This window comes from Paraburkholderia sp. BR10141 (assembly GCF_056155635.1).
Genome location: NZ_JBMIQH010000004.1, coordinates 178,802 through 197,156, shown reverse-complemented (window position 1 = coordinate 197,156; position 18,355 = coordinate 178,802). Strand labels below are relative to the sequence as shown.

The 18,355-nt window shown below is 66.8% G+C and carries 17 protein-coding genes; 10 read left to right on the top strand and 7 right to left on the bottom strand.

Translation table 11 applies throughout. The features are described from left to right. Positions 1-139: 139 nt before the first annotated feature. The gene (locus ACOJB8_RS07440; RefSeq protein WP_069265152.1) at positions 140-1,444 is read right to left on the bottom strand and encodes a DUF445 domain-containing protein; all 1,305 of its coding nucleotides are present in this window, start codon (positions 1,442-1,444) and stop codon (positions 140-142) included. A gap of 101 nt (positions 1,445-1,545) precedes the next feature. Next, complete coding sequence (locus tag ACOJB8_RS07435; RefSeq protein ID WP_342949582.1) at positions 1,546-2,454, bottom strand: DMT family transporter; 909 nt, start codon at positions 2,452-2,454, stop codon at positions 1,546-1,548. Positions 2,455-2,613: 159 nt separating this feature from the next. On the opposite strand from ACOJB8_RS07435, the gene ACOJB8_RS07430 reads away from it, so the two are divergent. Beyond that, on the top strand, positions 2,614-3,087 hold the full coding sequence (locus ACOJB8_RS07430) for an Lrp/AsnC family transcriptional regulator (RefSeq protein WP_069265154.1): 474 nt from the start codon (positions 2,614-2,616) through the stop codon (positions 3,085-3,087). 20 nt (positions 3,088-3,107) lie between these two features. On the opposite strand, the gene ACOJB8_RS07425 is transcribed toward ACOJB8_RS07430, so the two are convergent. Further along, the gene (locus ACOJB8_RS07425; RefSeq protein WP_069265155.1) at positions 3,108-4,001 is read right to left on the bottom strand and encodes an alpha/beta fold hydrolase; all 894 of its coding nucleotides are present in this window, start codon (positions 3,999-4,001) and stop codon (positions 3,108-3,110) included. A gap of 216 nt (positions 4,002-4,217) precedes the next feature. Between ACOJB8_RS07425 and ACOJB8_RS07420 the strand changes: the two genes are divergently transcribed. After that, positions 4,218-5,183: an NAD(P)H-dependent flavin oxidoreductase gene (locus ACOJB8_RS07420; protein WP_069265156.1), complete on the top strand. Its 966-nt coding sequence runs from the start codon at positions 4,218-4,220 to the stop codon at positions 5,181-5,183. 19 nt (positions 5,184-5,202) lie between these two features. Here the strand turns inward: ACOJB8_RS07420 and ACOJB8_RS07415 are convergent, their stop codons facing one another. From ACOJB8_RS07415 to ACOJB8_RS07405, 3 genes are all read right to left on the bottom strand, one after another. Continuing rightward, positions 5,203-6,177, bottom strand: coding sequence for a LysR family transcriptional regulator (locus ACOJB8_RS07415; RefSeq protein WP_475011897.1), 975 nt, complete (start codon positions 6,175-6,177; stop codon positions 5,203-5,205). A 187-nt stretch (positions 6,178-6,364) separates the two neighbouring features. Further along, positions 6,365-7,462, bottom strand: coding sequence for a porin (locus ACOJB8_RS07410; RefSeq protein ID WP_368606330.1), 1,098 nt, complete (start codon positions 7,460-7,462; stop codon positions 6,365-6,367). A 535-nt stretch (positions 7,463-7,997) separates the two neighbouring features. Further along, on the bottom strand, positions 7,998-8,444 hold the full coding sequence (locus tag ACOJB8_RS07405; protein WP_475011892.1) for a hypothetical protein: 447 nt from the start codon (positions 8,442-8,444) through the stop codon (positions 7,998-8,000). Between the two features lie 706 nt (positions 8,445-9,150). On the opposite strand from ACOJB8_RS07405, the gene ACOJB8_RS07400 reads away from it, so the two are divergent. Further along, positions 9,151-10,197 (top strand): bile acid:sodium symporter family protein, encoded by a 1,047-nt coding sequence (locus tag ACOJB8_RS07400; RefSeq protein ID WP_069265160.1) that lies wholly within the window; start codon positions 9,151-9,153, stop codon positions 10,195-10,197. Positions 10,198-10,414: 217 nt separating this feature from the next. Continuing rightward, the gene (locus ACOJB8_RS07395; protein WP_475011889.1) at positions 10,415-12,274 is read left to right on the top strand and encodes an EAL domain-containing protein; all 1,860 of its coding nucleotides are present in this window, start codon (positions 10,415-10,417) and stop codon (positions 12,272-12,274) included. A gap of 99 nt (positions 12,275-12,373) precedes the next feature. On the opposite strand, the gene ACOJB8_RS07390 is transcribed toward ACOJB8_RS07395, so the two are convergent. Then, the gene (locus tag ACOJB8_RS07390; RefSeq protein WP_069265162.1) at positions 12,374-12,529 is read right to left on the bottom strand and encodes a DUF3309 family protein; all 156 of its coding nucleotides are present in this window, start codon (positions 12,527-12,529) and stop codon (positions 12,374-12,376) included. Between the two features lie 229 nt (positions 12,530-12,758). Between ACOJB8_RS07390 and ACOJB8_RS07385 the strand changes: the two genes are divergently transcribed. The 6 genes from ACOJB8_RS07385 to ACOJB8_RS07360 all read left to right on the top strand — a co-directional run bounded on the left by ACOJB8_RS07385 (position 12,759) and on the right by ACOJB8_RS07360 (position 18,347). Continuing rightward, positions 12,759-13,814 (top strand): LacI family DNA-binding transcriptional regulator, encoded by a 1,056-nt coding sequence (locus ACOJB8_RS07385; RefSeq protein WP_069265163.1) that lies wholly within the window; start codon positions 12,759-12,761, stop codon positions 13,812-13,814. A gap of 78 nt (positions 13,815-13,892) precedes the next feature. Beyond that, entirely contained in the window at positions 13,893-15,200 is a 1,308-nt protein-coding gene (locus ACOJB8_RS07380) for an AGE family epimerase/isomerase (RefSeq protein WP_342949630.1), read from the top strand. 39 nt (positions 15,201-15,239) lie between these two features. Next, entirely contained in the window at positions 15,240-16,223 is a 984-nt protein-coding gene (locus tag ACOJB8_RS07375) for a carbohydrate kinase family protein (protein ID WP_069265165.1), read from the top strand. Between the two features lie 211 nt (positions 16,224-16,434). After that, positions 16,435-16,656, top strand: a complete 222-nt coding sequence (locus ACOJB8_RS07370; RefSeq protein ID WP_069265166.1) for a hypothetical protein — start codon at positions 16,435-16,437, stop codon at positions 16,654-16,656. Between the two features lie 266 nt (positions 16,657-16,922). Next, positions 16,923-17,168: a hypothetical protein gene (locus ACOJB8_RS07365; protein WP_069265167.1), complete on the top strand. Its 246-nt coding sequence runs from the start codon at positions 16,923-16,925 to the stop codon at positions 17,166-17,168. 240 nt (positions 17,169-17,408) lie between these two features. Beyond that, positions 17,409-18,347, top strand: coding sequence for an ion channel (locus ACOJB8_RS07360; protein WP_342949631.1), 939 nt, complete (start codon positions 17,409-17,411; stop codon positions 18,345-18,347). Positions 18,348-18,355 lie beyond the last annotated feature (8 nt).

The following is an 18,355-nucleotide window of genomic DNA, read 5'->3' as shown; positions in this document are numbered from 1 at the left end:
CTCTGACGTGATCAAACTGTCGAGGTCATCATACTCGCGCCGGAATTCCCGAAGCATCGGTGATTTCCCTACAGATGACCTACGAGCGCAGGCCTGGCGCATCTTCGCACAAACCATTCATCTGGAATCCGAATCAATCTCACTGCCCGAGCTTGAGCCGCACCAGCTCGAACAGATGCGAACACAGGTAGAGTCCGAGCCCGATCGCGCCGCCGATCACCGTGCCGTTCACGCGGATTTTCTGCAGATCCTTGCCGATTTTCAACTCGATGAGCCGGGCGGTCTCGCGCGTGTCCCAATTCTTCACGGTGTCGCGAATGTGGTGCGTAAGGTAGCGAGCAAAGTCGGGCGCCATGGCGCGCGCGGCGTCTTCGAGATGGCCGTTGAGTGAGGCGCGCAGGTCGGCGTCGGCGGCGAGCGTCTCGCCTAGCCACTGGCCCGTGGCGGCGACCTTCGCGTGCAGCGCCGAATCTTCGCGCTCCAGATCGTCGCGCAGCCACGCACGCAGGCTGTCCCACAGCGCGCGCGTGTAATCGTTGAGCGCACCGCCCTCGCTCAGGCTCGCCTTCAGCTCCTCGCCCTTGCGCAGGAACGCCGGATCGCTCTTGAGCTTCACGATCAGCTTTTCCACGACTTCGTCGAACTTCTGGCGCAGACGATGTTCGCGATCCTCGCTCACCTGCAGCAGCAGCCGGTTCACGGCGCTTTCCACCACGCGCGCGCCGCTCTCGCCGATCCACTCGCTCGGCAGAAACTTCTCGGTCGTCGGATAGTCGCTCTTGAGCCAGTCGACGATGGCCGACGCGACGAACGCGCGCGTGCCCTCGTCGCGCAACAGGGTGGCGAACTGCTCGAGCATCTGGTCGAGCAGCTCCTGGTGGCGGCCATCCCGGGTAAGGGTGTCGAGAATCGCGCCCGCCGACTTCGAGAAGTCGACGCGCGCGAGCGCCGCGTGCAGGCTGTCGCGGATGAAGCTCTGGATGCGCGCGTCATCGGTTAGGCCGAGCACGCCCGACATCATGCGTACCGCGTAGTCGCCCAGGCGCTGCGCATTCTGCGGCGCGGTGAGCCAGCTGGAGAGCCGCGCCACGGGATCGTGACGCCGGATCAGCCCGACGAGCGAACCCACGTCGAGAAACTTGTCGCGCACGAAGGCGGCGAGTTCGTCGGCGATGCGCTCCTTGTTGCGCGGAATCACGCCCGTATGCGCCGAAACGAACGGAATCGGGACGCGCCGGAACAGCGCGACCACCGCGAACCAGTCGGCGAGGCCGCCGACCATGGCCGCTTCGCTCACGGACTTGACGCCATCCGTCACGACGCCTGGCGGGAAAAAGAGTGCCGTGCCGGCGAACACGAGCGCCGCAACCAGCAGAAAGGCCAGCGCCTGGCGCTTGGCGCGCGTGAGTTCGGCTTCGTCCCGTGGGGCGTGCGAAGGCGTCATGAGGAGCAGGGAGTCGCGGGTTCGAATCGCAACATTATGCTGCCCGCGCGCCAACCGCCGCATGCCGAAGCGCCGCGCCAGCGCGGCGCGCTCGCGACGCCTCAGGCGGAACGCGCGCTGCGCCGCTGCGGCACGATCCGCCAGCCGAGGTTCACGCCCGCCGCCGCGACGAGGATGAGCGCGGCGCCCACCACCTGGATCCACGCGAGACGCTGGCCGAACGCGAACCAGTCGACGAGGATCGCGACCACCGGGTAGATGAACGAGAGCGCGCCCGTCATCGCCGTAGGCAGCTTCTGGATCGCGCCGTAGAGCAGCACGTACATGATGCCCGTGTGCACGATGCCGAGCGTGACGAGCTGCGCCCAGTGCAGCGGCGTAGCCGGCAGCGTGCCGTAGTGGATGAACGGCGCGAGCGCGAGCGCGCCGAATGCGAGCTGCACGAGCGCGATGAGGTGCGGCGGCGTGCCCTTGAGATGGCGCGTGATGATCGACGAGATCGCGTAGAGAAACGCCGCGCCCGCCGCGCAGGCCACGCCCTGCAGATACTCGCCGGGCACGGCGAGCACGGCAGGCTGCACCTCGACCACGCACACGAGGCCGAGGAAGGCCACCGCCAGCCACGCCACCGTCGAAGCGCTCACGCGCTCGCGCAGAATGACCACGCCGAGACCGACGAGCATGAACGGCTGCGTGTTGTAGACGGCCGTGGCCATGGAGATCGAAGCACGCGAATAGGCGGCGAACAGCAGCACCCAGTTCGCAACGATGGCAGCGCCTCCCAGGACGGCAAGCGCGAGCGTGCGTGGCGGCAGGTGCTTGCGGCGCAACAGGCCGAGCGCGGCGCACACGAGCGTGAGGGTCGCGCCGCCCAGCACGCAGCGCAAGAAGGCGATGTTGATCGGGGCCTGGCGCGAGGCGACCACGAGCCAGCCGATGGTGCCGGACATCAGCATCGCGACGACCATCTCGGCGGCGCCGCGGCGAATTTCGGGAGTGGTGGAAGACATGAGCTTGCATCCTCGTTGTGGCGGACGAAAGGCGCGCGGCCCTTCGCATCTGCAAGTCAGTTTATCGGCTGCAGGGCGAGGAATACATGGCTAAACTTAGGCGATAGGCAACCCTTGCCTTCGATTGAAAGGCCAACCTGGCGGAGCACCCGCGCAATCATGAACCGACGCCCGAACCCAACGCCCGCCGCCGCCCCGCTCGACGACATCGACCGCATGCTGCTCGCGGCGCTGGCCGAGGACGCCCGCGCGAGCGTCGCCGAACTGGCCAAGCACGTGGGGCTGTCGGCGCCTAGCACGTCCGAGCGGCTGCGCCGGCTCGAAGCGCAAGGCGTGATTGGCGGCTATACGGTGCAGATCGATCCGCGCGCGCTCGGCTACACCTTGCAGGCCATCGTGCGCGTGAAGCCGCTGCCTGGACAATTGCATCTGGTGGAAGAGGTGCTGCGGCGCATTCCCGAATTCGTCGAGTGCGACAAGGTCACGGGCGACGACTGCTTCATCGCCCGGCTGTATCTGCATTCGATCGAACAGCTCGACGAGATTCTCGCGAAAGTCACCGAGCGCGCCGAAACCAGCACGGCCATCGTCAAGTCCACCCCGGTGCCGCGCCGCCTGCCGCCGCTGCGTTGAGGCCGAGGCGCGGCAGCCCGTCAGCGCTCCGTGGTCTCGAAGAAGGCCAGCATCTCCTCGACCAGCGCCTCGCTCGCCTCCTCGGGAATGTAATGACCGCACGGCAGCGAGCGCCCGCTCACGTCGCGCGCCACCTTGCGCCATTCGGCGAGCGGGTCGAAACAACGCTCGATCACGCCTTCCGCGCCCCACAGCACGCGTAGCGGGCACGCCACCTTGTTGCCGCGCTCGAGGTCGGCGCGGTCGTGCTCGAGGTCGATGGTGGCCGAGGCGCGGTAGTCCTCGCACATCGCATGCACGGCGCCCGGCTGGCGCAGCGCAGCGCGGTAGGCGCCCAGAGCCTTCGGCGCGAAGGGCGCGAGACCCGCGTGACGGCTGCCCATGACGCGCTCGATATAGACGTCGGGGTTCGCTTCGATCAATGTTTCCGGCAGCGGCGCGGGCTGGATCAGGAAGAACCAGTGGAAGTAGAGCGTGGCGAACTCGCGGTCGGTCTGCTCGTACATGGCGAGCGTGGGCGCAATATCGAGCAGCATCAGCCGCTCGACGGCGTCGGCGTGGTCGAGCGCCATGCGGTGCGCCACGCGCGCGCCGCGGTCGTGCGCGCATACGAGAAAACGCTCGTGGCCGAAGTGGCGCATGGCTTCGACCTGATCGGCCGCCATCGCGCGTTTCGAATAGGCGGCGTGCGTGTCGTCGCTGGCCGGTTTCGAGGAGGCGCCATAGCCGCGCAGATCCGTCGCGATGACGGTGAAGTGCTGCGCGAGCGCGGAAGCGCACCGGTGCCAGATCATGTGCGTCTGCGGATGGCCGTGCAGCAGCAACAGCGGCGGTCCATCGCCGCCCTTCACGCCGCAGATGTCTACGCCGCCCGCAGTGCGAACGGTGAAAGGCTGGAATCCGTCGAAAGGCATGGGGCTAGTCTCTTGTGTTTGTTGGTCTGCGGTCATTGTATGAGGCGAGCGCGGCTCGAAAATGTGCTTTTGAGCCCATTGCGGTAGAAACCGAACACTCCCTCGAATACCGCACGAGAGATCCGCACGCGCGATGCCCGAACGACCCCGCGCCTATAATCGAACGGCCGAATTCGCGCCACGCCGTCTATCGAAGCGCCGCAAGGAGACCTCCCCATGGCACTGCCTGCCGTCCTGCAAAACCTCTCGCTGCCCGTCGTGGGCTCGCCGATGTTCATCGTCAGCTATCCGGAGCTGGTGCTCGCGCAGTGCAAGGCGGGCATCGTCGGCTCGTTTCCGGCGCTCAACGCGCGCCCCGCCGAAGAGCTGGGTGTCTGGCTCACGCAGATCCGGGAGGAGCTCACCGCTTACAAGAACGCGAACCCCGAGGCCGTCATCGGGCCGATCGCCGTCAACCAGATCGTGCATCAGTCGAATGCGCGGCTCGAGCACGACGTGCGCGTCTGCGTCGAGCACCACGTGCCGATCTTCATCACGAGTCTGCGCGCGCCGCCGCGCGAGCTGCTCGACGCCGTGCACAGCTACGGCGGCATCGTGCTGCACGACGTCATCAACCTGCGCCACGCCGCCAAGGCGCTCGAAGCGGGCGTAGACGGCCTGATCCTCGTGGCAGCGGGCGCGGGCGGCCATGCGGGTACGACCTCGCCGTTCGCGCTCGTGGGCGAAGTACGGCGCATCTTCGACGGCCCGATCGTGCTGTCGGGCGCGATCGCCAACGGCGGATCGATCCTCGCCGCCCAGGCCATGGGCGCGGACCTCGCCTACATGGGCACGCGCTTCATCGCGACCAAAGAAGCGCACGCCGTGGACGACTACAAGCACGCCATTCTCGAAGCAAAGGCCGCGGACATCGTCTACACGAACCTCTTCACGGGCGTGCATGGCAACTACATCCGCGAGAGCATCGTGAACGCCGGGCTCGATCCGGATGCGCTGCCCGAGTCGGACAAGTCGAAGATGGATTTCGGCGCGGGCACCTCGAAGGCAAAGGCCTGGAAAGACGTGTGGGGTGCGGGCCAGGCGGTGGGCCTGATGGACGACGTGCCCTCGGTGGCGGATCTCGTGGCGCGCCTGAAGCACGAGTACGAGGCGACGAAGGCGCGGCTGGGCGTGGGCCGCTGAGCGCGAGGCGCGCCCGGTTTCAGCGCCGGGTAGACACAACACGGGCGACGTCGGCATTGAGCGCCGCCGCGCGGATCGCCTCCACGCCCGGCCAGAGCTCGCGCTCAGAAAAACGCGCGGCCAGGAAATCGACGAACGAGCGCACCTTCGCCGACAGATGGCGGCGGCTCGCATACACGGCGTAGATCGGCAGCTCGCGCGGCGGCAGTGCGTCGACGAGCAGCGGCACGAGGCGCCCTTCGGCGATATCGTCGCCCACCACCTCGGTGCCGAGCATCGACAGCCCGCCGCCTTGCAGCACCACCACACGCAGCGCTTCCAGGTGATTGACGATGAGGTTGCCGCCCGGCTTGGGCTTCACGCCGCCCGCGCCCTCCGCGAACGGCGCGAGTTCCTGGGCCGATGCCCCCGCGTACTGGACGAAGTTGTGCCGCGCGAGATCGGCCACGCTTTTCGGCGCGCCGTGGCGGCGCAGATACTCGGGCGAGGCGCACAGCACGATGTGCGCGGTGGCGAGCGGCCGCGCGATCAGCGAAGAAGACTTGAGCCCCGACGGCGCGGCGCGGATCGCCACGTCGAAGCCCTCGTCGATCAGCTCGACCACGCGGTCGGACAGCGTGATGTCGACCGTCACCTGAGGAAATCCGGCGGCGTAGTCGGCGACCGCGCCCATCACATGACGCAGCCCGAATGCCGTGAGCGACGACACGCGCAGCCGCCCCTGCGGCACCACGCTCGCCGCGCCCACGGCCTGGCCGGCCTCGTCGAGTTCGGTTAGCGCCTGGGCCACGCGCTCGTAGTATTCGCGCCCCGCCTCGGTGGGCGCGACGCGGCGCGTGGTGCGGTTCAACAGCCGCGCGCCGAGCTGCTGCTCCAGGTGCATCACATGCTTGCTCGCCATCGCGGCGGACATGTTCAAGCGCTCGGCCGCCGCGACGAAGCTGCCCGCCTCCACCACCTGGCGGAACACTTTCATGCTGACGAGGGTATCCATTGCGCGGCCTTCGACTCGAACATCAAAGAATGGGAATCAATCGGCGATATTTTCCTCGTTTTATCAAATGCGAGTGTTGAAACGCGCAGGCGCGCTTCCTATGTGAGGCGGCCAGAAAGCAAAAAACCCCGCGCTGCAAATAGCGCGGGGTTTTCGCGTCGAACGCCGGCCTTGAAGGCTGCACCGCTTAGAACTTCGCGCGCATGCCCACGCCGTAGGTCTGGCCGCTCGACATGTTGTCGAAGTGGTCGTACATGTACGCGGCGTAGACGTCGGTGCGCTTGGAAAGCGGGTAGTCGTAGCCGATCGCCGCCGTCTGGCGCGTCTGGTTCAGGCCGCCGCCGTCGCGCGAGTACGCATACGACGCCATCACCGTGCCCGGGCCGGCCGGGACCGTCACGCCACCCTGGGCGGTGTTGACGTGCCAGCTGCCCACCTGCTGCCAGTTCGCCGTGTACATGTACTGGCCGAAGAACTTCACGTACTTGAGGTCGTAAGAAAGACCGACCTGCGCCACGCCCTGGCTCTTCAGGCCGATGATGGTCGTGTCGCCGCTCACGATGCTGCCGATGTCGCCCGGCGTGTTGTTGAAGTTCACGTACTGGTAGACCGCCGTAGCCGCGAACGGGCCGTGGAAGTACAGACCCTGCACGCTCCACTTCTTCGAGCCGTTCTGGCCGGCCTGGTTGCCGAACGCATACATGGCCGAACCCGAAAGGCCGTTGAAGTTAGGCGTCGAGTACTGCACGGCGTTGTTCCAGCCCGAGTCGCCCACCACGCCCTGATCGGTCGTGTAGGTCGGGAACGTCGAGAGGCCGAGGTACACGTGGTACACCATCGGCGAGAAGGTGTACGAATCGATGAACGGGTTGAAGAGAATCGTCGAGACGAACAGCTGCGTCGTCAGGCGCCCCGCCGTGACCGTGCCGTACGGCGATTCGAGGCCGACGTACGCATTGCGCGCGAAGAACGTGTCGCCCGCGAAGCGGCCGTACTGACCGTTCTGCGCGCGGAAGAAACTTTCCAGTGTGAAGATCGCCTTGAAGCCGCCGCCCAGATCTTCCGATCCCTTCATGCCCCAGTACGACGTGGACATGCCCCCGCCGCTCACGTTCCAGGCGGTCTGGCCGCCCGGAAATTTCGTCGCCCCGACCCACTCGTCGACCTGGCCGTAGAGCTGGACGCTCGACTGCGCAAACGCCGACGACGACGCGGCGGCAAGAACAGCGGCGAGCGCGCTCGCCTTCAGGGTAGTGCGCAGCGCGCGGCTGACCGTTGTATTCATGGGTTCTCCAGTCTTTGTCAAAAAAGGGTGTCGGGCGGCTGAGGCGCTAGCGCAATGCCTGGTTTTTTCGTCGTTCGCAGGCGTGGCCGTTCTGGGCGGATCCATCTTTGCGGACCATTTTTATGGTCAAAAATAACCGGTGTTATTGCCGGTATATCGGGCGGATTAGTTTGCCGCCGATAGCACCCGGTTTGCCGCTGTCGACTTTGCTTTGCGCTGCGCTGCGTCACGGTTAGTCGCAGGCTGCCGCGCCGCGCCCAGTGGGGCGCTGCCGCACGCGCGTAGCTGCGAATGACGCGCCGCCAAAACGAAAGCGAGATTTGAGACGAAAGGGTTCTGCATGACGAGAGATTTCCAAAAAAGTGTGGTATCCGCGCGTCAGTTTTCGCGGCGTGGACGAACGCAACTTGTTTTGGACGTGTTTCGGCGGCGCTAACAGGTCAATGCCTGAAGCGAATCCTGAGGAGAGTCAAACAAAGACGGCGGGATAAAGCGTGCGGAGGGAAGAAAGCGAAAGCGCGCGGCGTGGCACCGCTCAATTACGGTAGGGCGAAGGCATGGGCGGACGCGGGACCTCGCCGCCGTTGCGCGTGAAGGGCCGGTAGGTACCGCCGCGCTCCTCGTTGTAGCGCGCGACGTCTTCGCGGATCGAGCCCGCGCGCACCGGCGACTCGGGCGGCGGATGCGGCACCTGGCGCGATTCCGCGCTCACGGGCGTGATGGGATTGCCGCGATAGCCACCGTAGCCGCCGAACGGCGTGCCGTAGCGGTAATCGCGATGCGGGGCCGGCTGCTGAACCTGGCCTTGCCACTGGTTCGGCGAGCGGTTACCGCCGCGCTCGTACCGGCCGCCCTGGTCGGCCACGCGCATGGGCGAAGCGGCACCGGTGTAAGCGGCGGGGCCACGGCCGCGTTCAGGGGCGCCGTGGTAGCCGCTGCCCCACGCCATGCCGCCGCCGCGCGGCGCGGGCATCGATTGCATGGCGGGCCTCGTGGGCATGGAAGGGGCGCGCGCGAAGCCGCCGCCCCCGCCGTGCCCTGGAATACCGGGCTGAGCATGGGCGAGCGCAACGAAGGCCGCAAATCCGGCCCCCAAGACCCACTGTCCGAGTTTTGACAACCCTGCCTGCATTGTGACGTTTCACCTGCCCGACGTTCGCGCCTGGCACCCGCCGTTCGGGCCATGGCGGGCCAGTCCCGGGACGCTCGCCGCGCTGGCGCGTAACGATTGCCGCCACAACGGTCGCGGCGTCCCATTGACGGTAATTTATGGGCGTGCTGTATGGGTGTCGAGCCAAAAGATGTTATGCCGCCCGAAGGGTTGTAACACCATGTTACTGCTGGGTTTTCTGCCTTCGGGCAAGCCCTGGGAAGGCCGCCAGGCACGGCTCTCCGCGCAAGTCCGGGAACGGTTCGTTTTATGGTTGATGGACGTCTGAAGATCTGAAGAATGCGCGGAGTCCTGACGGCTTTTGCGGCCCGGGAATGCCCCTCGCACGTCGATAAGGAATCCGGCATAAAGGTGAGATCGATGCCGGCGATACATGCGCATCCGTCATTAATCGATGCTTCAAATGAATTTGCTTTTTCAATCGGCTTGCGCCGACAATAGACGATCCGATTCACCCGTTGCACGCACATCGATCTGCGCGCAGCCAGGCGCCCAGGCGCGCACTTGAGATTGTCCGATGGCACGTCCGAAATTCCTGCCCGATAACTTCACCCTTTGCCTCGTCGGCACGGTGATTCTCGCGAGCCTGTTCCCCGTGCACGGCCAGGCCGCCACCGGTTTCAACTGGCTGACCAATGTGGCCGTCGGCCTGTTGTTCTTCCTGCACGGCGCCAAGCTCTCACGCGAGGCGATCATCGCCGGCGCGACGCACTGGCGGCTGCACATCGTCGTGCTGCTCAGCACCTTCGTGCTCTTTCCGGCGCTAGGCCTGGCTCTCAAGCCCGTGCTTTCGCCGCTCGTCACCCCGGCGCTCTACGCGGGCGTGCTGTTCCTCTGCACGCTGCCCTCCACGGTGCAGTCGTCCATCGCGTTCACCTCGATCGCGCGCGGCAACGTGCCCGCCGCCGTGTGCAGCGCTTCGGCGTCGAGCCTGATCGGCATCTTCGTCACGCCCGCGCTCGTGAGCCTGATCGTCACGAACCAGAGCGCGAGCGGCGGCTCGGCCTGGCACACCGTGTGGAACATCGTGCTGCAACTGCTCGTGCCGTTCGTGGCGGGCCAACTGCTGCGCCCGGTGATCGGCCGCTGGATCGAACGCAACAAGGGCGTGCTCAAGTTCGTCGATCAGGGCTCGATCCTGCTCGTGGTGTTCGGCGCGTTTTCCGAGGCCGTGAACGAAGGGCTCTGGCATCACCTTCCGCTCACCGCGCTCGGCGGCCTGCTCGTGGTAAACGCCGTGCTGCTCGCGCTCGCGCTCGGCATCACGATGTTCACGAGCAAGAAGCTCGGCTTCTCGCGCGCGGACCAGATCACCATCATTTTCTGCGGCTCGAAGAAGAGCCTCGCGGCCGGCGTGCCGATGGCGAAGGTCATCTTCGCCTCGAACGCCGTGGGTGCGGTCGTCCTGCCGCTCATGCTGTTCCACCAGATCCAGCTCATGGTGTGCGCGGCGCTCGCCCAGCGCTGGGGCGCCCGCGACATGAGCGCCGAGCGCGCCGCCAGCGCGGGCGACGAATCGCGCGCCGGCGCGAACGAGCGCACGGCTACTGCTGCGCGCCGTTAATCTGCATCAAGTACGTCACCCGGGGCGGCGAGAAGCCGCCGCCCCGCCGCAGCAAACGCCGTGGCGAGCGCCCGGCATTTCACCCTCCCCCGCCAGCCTCCCCTCCCCGCGTCACATGCCCAAAGATTGGGCTTCGCGGCGCTGTCACCAAAATTTCATTTAATTCATCCGATCATATGCCGTTAAGTTCATCGTCTTCGCCCGTTCCGGCCTGTCCATGTCTGCTCCCGCGCCACTCCTGCACGCGGCGCCCGGCGTCGGGGCGCTGATCGCCCAGCGCCAGCTGCGCGCCGTCTTCCAGCCCATCGTCGATTTCGAGGGTGGCGCGATCCTCGGCTATGAAGGCCTCATTCGCGGGCCGGCCGGCTCGCCGCTCGAAACGCCCGCCGCCCTCTTCGCGCGCGCCGGCGACGAACAGTGCACCGCCTCGCTCGAACGCGCCGCCGCCCGAACCTGCATCGAAACGTTCGCGAAACTCGACTGCCCCGGCAAGCTGTTCCTCAATTTCAGCGCCGACGCGCTGCGCCAGCTCACCGCCGACGGCGACGCCGCACTCGCCCTCTTCGACGGCCCGATCGACCCCACGCGCGTCGTGATCGAGCTCACCGAGCAAAGCGCCATCCACGACCTGCGCAACTTTTCGCCCGTCGTCGAGACGCTGCGCGCGGCCGGCGCCCAGTTCGCGCTCGACGACTACGGCACGGCCAACGCCAGCCTCAACCTCTGGGTGCAACTGCAGCCCGATGTCGTGAAGATCGACCGCTTCTTCATCCACGACATCGCCAACGACGCGCTCAAGTTCGAAGCCGTGCGCGCCGTGCAGCATTTCGCGCAGGCGAGCGGCACGCGGCTCGTGGCGGAAGGCATCGAGAACGCGGCCGACCTGATCGTGCTGCGCGACATGGGCATCGACTGCGGCCAGGGCTTTTTCTTCGGCCGCCCCAACGTGGAGCCGCTGCGCGTGCTCGCCCGCGAAGCGCGCGAGGCGATTCGCGCGGATCATATCGCCGTGTTCCCCGAGGCCACCCGCAGCGCCGCCACGCAGCCCGCGGGTGGCGGCGCGCCGGCCAGCAAGATGCTCGTGCGCGCGCCCGCGCTGCCGCGCGAGGCGACCAACAACGACGTGCTCGAACTGTTCAACGGTCAACCCGACCTGCACGCAGTGGCCGTGGTGGAAGACGAGGCGCCCGTCGCGCTCATCAACCGGCGCGCGTTCATGGACCGCTATGCGCTGCCGTATCACCGCGAGCTGTTCGGCAAGAAGGCCTGCCTGCAATTCGCCAACGCGCAGCCGGTGGTGATCGAGCAGTCGATGACGGTCGAGCAGATGGCGACGCTGCTCGTCAGCGACGACCAGCGCTATCTCGCCGATGGTTTCGTCATCACCGATAACGGCCGGTACGCCGGGCTCGGCACCGGCGAGAGCCTCGTGCGAGCCGTGACGGAGGTGCGCATCCAGGCGGCGCGCTACGCCAATCCGCTCACCTTCCTGCCGGGCAATATTCCCATCAGTTCGCATATCGAGCGGCTGCTGTCGCACGACGCGGGCTTTCACGCGTGCTACGTCGACCTGAACCAGTTCAAGCCCTTCAACGATCAGTACGGCTACTGGCAGGGCGACGAGGTGCTGAAGTTCGCGGCGACGGTGCTCGCCGACGCCTGCGACCCCACGCGCGACTTCCTCGGCCACGTGGGCGGCGACGACTTCCTGATCCTGTTCCAGAGCGAGACGTGGCGCGAGCGAGCGCGCCAGGCGATCGAAACGTTCAACGAGGGCGCGCAGCGCTTCTACGCGCCGGGCGACCGCCTCGCGGGCGGCATTCACGGCGAGGATCGCCACGGCAACGCCACCTTCTTCACCTTCGTGACGATGGCGATCGGCTGCGTGCACGTGGCACCGGGCGAAGGTGCGCAGCACAGCAGCGACGCCATCGCCTCGCTCGCGGCGCTCGCCAAGCGCCGCGCGAAACAGGAAGCGAGCGGCCTCGTCGTGATCCGACGGCAACGCGAGCGCCAACCTCGTGCCCACGCTCAGTTCGGCATCAGGCGAAACGGCCGGTACAGCATAGCGACCTGAGCCTCCCCTGCGGCAGCCCGCAACATCAACGGGCCGGCCGCGCGGCTCGTGCCGCGCGCCGGCCCGTTTTGCTTGCGTTGCTTGACTGCTGCGCAGTCGCTAGATCGTCCCCATCAAGACCAGCACGACCACCACGACGACGATGATGCCGAGCGTGCCTGAAGGCGCATAGCCCCACGAGCGGCTATACGGCCACGCCGGGAACGCGCCAATGAGCAGCAGGATCAGAATGACCAGAAGCAGGGTGCCGAGCATGAGGCCTCCGAAAGTCGAATGTTGGCATCCGCCTTTCCGCAACCGTCGTGCCCGCACGTGTTTAGCTAATTTTACTAAACACTAATGTTTGCGTTTATTTCATTGTTTACTGGTATTTACCTGGAATTCGAGACGTCGATTCCGGTTTTTCGAACAGATTTTTACTATACAATCGCCGCACACCTGACCACACCCGGAACGCTCACCGCGCCACCGCTAGCCAGGAATCATGGGGACAACCATTCGCGACGTCGCGCAGGCCGCCAACGTGTCGATCGGCACGGTGTCGCGCGCGTTGAAAAATCAGCCGGGCCTCTCCGAGGCCACGCGCGAGCGCATCGTCGAGGTCGCGCGCACGCTCGGCTATGACTGCGCGCAACTGCGTCCGCGCATTCGCCGGCTCACCTTCCTGCTCCACCGCCAGCACAACAACTTCGCGGCGAGCCCGTTCTTCTCGCACGTGCTGCACGGCGTGGAAGACGCGTGCCGCGAACACGGCATCGTGCCCGCGCTGCTCACCGCCGGCCCCGCCGACGACACCGTCCAGCAGTTGCGCCTGCACGCGCCCGACGCCATCGCCGTAGCGGGCTTCGTCGAACCGGAAATGCTCGCCGCGCTCGTCGCGCTGCAACGCCCGCTCGTGCTGATCGATCTGTGGGCGGCTGGTCTGCGCTCGGTGAACATCGACAATGCGGCGGGCGCCGCGCTCGCCATGCAGCATCTGTTCGAGCTGGGACGGCGGCGCATTGCGTTCATCGGCGGCTCGCTCGCGCACTACAGCATCGCGCAGCGCGCCCTCGGCTACCGGCGCGCGTTCTTCGAGGCGGGCCTGTTGTTCGACCCGTCGCTCGAAACGACGATCGACGGCGGCCTCGATCCCGACACGGGCGCGTCGCTCGCCATGCAACGCTTGATCGACGCGGCGCGCGCCGCATCGCGCCCGCCGCCCGACGCGCTTTTCGCCTACAACGACGCCGCCGCGCTCGCTGCCATGCGCGTGTGCCTCGCCAATGGCCTGCGCGTGCCCGAGGACATCGCCATCATCGGTTTCGACGATATCGCGGGCGCCACGCACGCCACGCCGCCGCTTTCGACGATCGCCGTCGACAAGGAAGCACTCGGGCGGCGCGGCGTCGAACTGCTGCTCGAAGAAACGCCTGCCGCGAGCGAAATCCGTTTGCCGGTGCAGCTCGTCGCGCGTGCGAGCACGCTGGGTGCGGCGTCATCGAATCTCGTTGCCGCGCAGGCCGTCCACCACGCTGCAGGCGCGCCGCAAAGCGCCTGACGCGCGCCGTCGAAAACACGCTGAACACACACGAAATACGCTGAAGCCACGTCCAGGACAGAAGAGAAAGCCATGACGATGACCGCCGACACCGCCACTCCCGCCCCCGCAAACCCCGTCGCCGTACCGGGCGTCGCGAGCTTTCGCGACCGCGGCTTCCTGCTCGGCCACGTGCAGGACACGCTGCGCTTTTACGCGCCGAACGTGCTCGATCCCTCGGGCGGGTTCTTCCACTACTTCCGCGACGACGGCTCGATCTACAACGCGCACTCGCGGCACCTCGTGAGCAGCTGCCGGTACGTCTTCAACTACGCGATGGCGTATCGCGAGTTCGGCGATCCGCAGCACCTCGAATACGCGCGCCACGGCCTGCAGTTCCTGCGCGAGGGCCACTGGGACCCGCATCTGCAGGGCTACGACTGGGAGATCGACTGGCGCGACGGCAAGAAGCGCGTGCTCGACGCCACGCGCCACTGCTACGGCCTCGCGTTCGTACTGCTCGCTTACGCGCATGCGGCGATGGCCGGCATCGAGGAAGCGCGGCCGATGATCGGCGCGACCTTCGATCTGATGGAACACCGCTTCTGGGACGGCGCGGCGGGCCTCTACGCCGACGAGGCGAGCGCCGACTGGATCGTCTCGGGCTATCGCGGCCAGAACGCCAACATGCACACGACCGAGGCGCTGCTCGCGGCCCACGAAGCGACGGGCCATCTCGTCTATCTCGACCGCGCCGAGCGCGTCGCCTCGAACATCACGCTGCGCCAGGCGAAGCTCTCGCAAGGGCTCGTGTGGGAGCACTTTCACGCGGACTGGTCGGTGGACTGGCACTACAACGAGGAAGACAGCTCGAACATCTTCCGCCCGTGGGGCTTCCAGCCGGGCCATCAAACGGAGTGGGCGAAGCTGCTCTTGCTGCTCGAACGGCACCGGCCGCTGCCCTGGCTGCTGCCGCGCGCGATCGAACTGTTCGACGCCGCCATGGCGCACGCCTGGGACAACGATCACGGCGGCCTCTACTACGGCTTCGGCCCAGACGGCACCGTGTGCGATCACGACAAGTACTTCTGGGTGCAGGCGGAAACCTTCGCCACGGCGGCGCTGCTCGGCAAGCGCACCGGCAACGAGCGATTCTGGGACTGGTACGACGAAATCTGGCGCTACAGCTGGGCGAATTTCGTCGATCATCGTTACGGTGCGTGGTATCGCATCCTCACCTGCGACAACCGTAAGTACAGTGACGAGAAGAGTCCCGCCGGCAAGACCGACTATCACACGATGGGCGCGTGCTACGAAGCGCTGAACGCGCTGCCCGGACGCGGCATGGCGCCGGTCATCGGCCGCGAGGAAGCGACCGCCGCCGACGCCGGTGGCGCGAACGCATGACGGGCACGAGCGGCCAGAACTAGAGAGAGGAACACGACGATGAGCACCTGCAGCACCGGCCCGGACTTTTCGTCCGGCTTCCCGGCCTTCATCTCGGCCGGCGACATTCTCACCGATCTCGTGCGCACTCCCGCGCCCGAGGGCACGCCGCACACGTCGCAGCCCGGCGCACCGGGCATGGACTCGCACTGGCGCGCGCATCCTGGCGGCGCGGGCTGGAACGTCGCGCGCGCGGTCGCGCGCCTCGGGCTGCCCACGGCGAGCGTGGGAGCGCTCGGCGTCGACAACTTCTCGGACGAGCTCTGGAACGCAAGCGTGGCCGCCGGTCTCGACATGCGTTTCATGCAGCGCGTGGAGCGCGCGCCGCTGCTCGCGATCGTGCATCAGACGCATCCGCCCGCGTACTACTTCATCGGCGAGCACAGCGCCGACCTCGCCTTCGATCCCGCGAAGCTGCCCGAAGGCTGGCGCGCGCATGCGAAGTGGGCGCACTTCGGCTGCATCAGCCTCGTGCGCCAGCCGCTCGGCGAAACGCTCGCCACGCTCGCCGCCGAGCTGCGCGCGGCCGGCGTGAAGATCAGCTTCGATCCGAACTACCGCAACCTCATGGCGCACGGCTACGAGCCGATCCTTCGCCGCATGGCCGCGCTCGCCGATCTCATCAAGGTCTCCGATGAAGACCTGCGCATGCTGTTCGCCGGCAAGAGCGAGGCCGACGCCATCGACGCCGTGCGCGCGCTCAATCCGGCCGCCACGCTGCTCGTCACGCGCGGCGCGCAGGCGGCCACGCTCTATGTGGGCACCGAGGTGATCGAGGCGGCGCCGCCGCGCGTCGAAGTGGCCGATACGGTAGGTGCCGGCGACGCGTCCATCGGCGGGCTGCTGTTCAGCCTCATGAGCGCGCCGCAGCGCAACTGGCGCCAGCATCTCGCCTTCGCGCTCGCCGCGGGCGCGGCCGCGTGCCGCCGGCCCGGCGCGCATTCGCCGACGCTCGACGAAGTCGTCGCGTTGCTCGCCGACTGAAGGCGCCCGCGGCGCGCAGTCTGGCGCGCCGCCCGGACACGGCGCGGGGCTGACATGAAAGCGCCGCGCCGTCGTCATATGCGTGTCCCGCAGCCGCGCGGGCAACGTGCTAGCATGGAATCTCCCTCTTGTTGCGGGTCAGGCGCGACGCTTGCGCGCCTTCATCGACTGTGACCCGTCGAGGGGAGTTTCCTTCCACGAGGAGCACGTTATGGAAGACGTCAGCTACACCAAGGGGATCTACACGGCCGTCGCCACAGTGCGGCCCATGAACGCCGGCCAGTACCAGGGCCTGGTCTCCCTGGCGCGCGACGACGGCGAGGAACTCGAAAACGCGGTGTATGAAGTCGAAGCCGCATCGGGCACGCCGGAAGAAGCTCTCGAAGAAGCCAAGGCGCTGGCGCATCGCATTCTCGGCGAACTCGAGCTGTAAGTCGCCCGGTGAGCCCAGGGCCCGCTCGGGGACTGCCGGCAGCGCTGCAAGAGACGGGGGCTCTGCATGGGGCCAGAGTGAGGGCGTTGCATGGGCCCGGAATAAGTGCTGAAGCACTGACTCCGGCCGACAGCTAAAGCGCCAACTCTGGTCGACAGCTGTGCATGGGGCCAGAGTAATGGCGTTGCATGGGCCCGGAGTAAGTGCGGAAGCACTAACTCCGGCCGACAGCTAAAGCGCCAACTCTGGTCGACAGGAGGTTAGCCATGTCCGAACAGCTCTTTCTATACGGCGTCTACGCCATCCACGTGCATCCGCTCGAACTGCAGGGCGCTCGCTGGGACGCCGAGTATCAGATCACGCATCGCGACAAGGCCGTGCAGCCGTGGGTCACGGTCGGCGGCAACTCGGGATTCGACGCGGCGACGCTCGCCGTGGACGCCGCGCGCCGCCAGGCCATCGCCGATATCGAACATGGCGCGGGCATTCCGAAGCCGCATGGGTTTCCGTAAGCCTTTCGTTCGACGCCGTTCCTGCCGCGTCTCGCTGCTGCTCTCGTCGCGCTAGCCCTGCGCCCTGCCAGCGCCCGTCGGCGCGTGCCCGCTTGTCCTGTCCCTGCGGCATTGCTACGCTCTTCTCCTTACTTCAGATCCGCAGGGACCATCATGACGTCCGAGACGCCGGAGCGCTTCGCCAACCAGGAAGCAGCCCAGCAAGCCGATTCGGCATCCGGGGCTTCGCCCGGCGTGGATATGGACGCCTGCAAGGCCGAAACGCCCGCGGGGCCGAGGAAAAGAGCCAGACGCGGCACGCCGCGCAAGCTGATGATCGGCACGCGCGAGGTGCTCGTCTACGGCATGCCGCAGTCCTGGGGCGACTTCTATCACACGGCGCTCACCATGCGCTGGCCCACCTTCTTTGCGTCGCTCGCGGCCCTCTTCCTGCTCATGAACGGCGTGTTCGCGTGCCTCTACCAGCTCGGCGCCGCACCCATCGCCAACCAGTATCCAAAGGGCTTCCTCGGCGCGTTCTTCTTCAGCGTGGAGACGCTCGCCACCGTCGGCTACGGCGACATGCATCCGCAAACGCTCTACGCGCATATCGTCGCCACGTTCGAGATCTTCGTCGGCATGTCGGGGATCGCGTTGGCGACCGGCCTCGTGTTCGCGCGCTTCTCGCGCCCGCGCGCCAAGATCATGTTCGCGAGCCAGGTGGTGGTGCACCCCATCGAAGGCCGCATGACGCTGATGGCGCGCGCGGCCAACGCCCGCCAGAACGTGATCGCCGAAGCGGGCGCGAAGCTGCGGCTCATCCGCATCGAAACCTCGTCGGACGGCTTTCGCGCGCGGCGCATCCACGACCTCAAGCTCGTGCGCGACCAGCATCCGCTCTTCACGCTGGGCTGGAATCTCATGCACGTGATCGACGAATCGAGCCCGCTCTACGGCGTCACACCCGAGATGCTGGCCGAGCAGCACGGTACGCTGCATGTCGTGATCGAGGGCTCCGACGAATCGACCGCGCAGACCATGCAGGCGCGCTTTAGCTGGTCGGACCGCCAGATCCGCTGGGACTACCGCTACGTCGACCTGATGAGCGACGCGGACGGCGTGAGCACGATGGACTACACGCACTTTCACGATGTCGTGCCATTCGATCGCGCGAAGCCCTACGCACCGCGGACGATCTGACGGATTGT